Source organism: Acetobacterium paludosum (assembly GCF_008086595.1).
Lineage (GTDB): Bacteria > Bacillota > Clostridia > Eubacteriales > Eubacteriaceae > Acetobacterium > Acetobacterium paludosum.
On sequence record NZ_RXYA01000050.1, the window covers coordinates 1 to 679 of the forward strand.

The following is a 679-nucleotide window of genomic DNA, read 5'->3' on the forward strand; positions in this document are numbered from 1 at the left end:
CATGGTGCAAAGAAAGACTATTGAACAATCAAATTGTCTATCTTCCCAATCCGGGTGCTCTGCCTCTGGAGGCTGACGAGGAAAGAGCGGAGATCCTGAAACATCAGATTCAATCGATTATCGGAGTTCCCATCTGCAGCAAGGACACGATTATAGGATTTATCGGATTTGATCATGTCACCGGCGACAAAGCCTGGAAATTAAATGATCATGAAATGCTGAGAGTGCTGGCCAATATTCTGGCGGATGCCATTGCAAAAGTGGAAACAGAGAACAAAATGAATATTCTGGCTTATTACGATGCACTCACCAGTCTGCCAAACCGGGTATTGTTCTGCAGCCGACTGGAACAGGCCCTTGATCTGGCTAAACGCAGTGAAAATCTATTGGGAGTCATCTTTCTGGACATTGATGGTTTCAAGGAAGTCAATGACACCATGGGCCATGACTGGGGAGACTATCTTCTCAATGAGGTGGCGAAACGCCTGACCAACTGCATCCGAAATGCTAATACGGTCTCACGTTTCGGTGGTGATGAGTTTCTGATCATGATGCCGCAGATGACCAGGCGGGAAGATCTGGAGGAACTCGCATGGCAGATCACGGGGTTGTTTCACAAACCGATCACCGTGGGTGAGCAGGAGTTTTACATCACGGCAAGCAGCGGGCTCGCTGTTTT

The 679-nt window shown here is 48.0% G+C and carries 1 protein-coding gene; it reads left to right on the forward strand.

The genetic code is table 11. From position 1 onward, the window contains the following. Positions 1–679: sensor domain-containing diguanylate cyclase (locus tag FZC41_RS17130; RefSeq protein WP_148568659.1), on the forward strand; the 679-nt coding region annotated here is incomplete at both ends.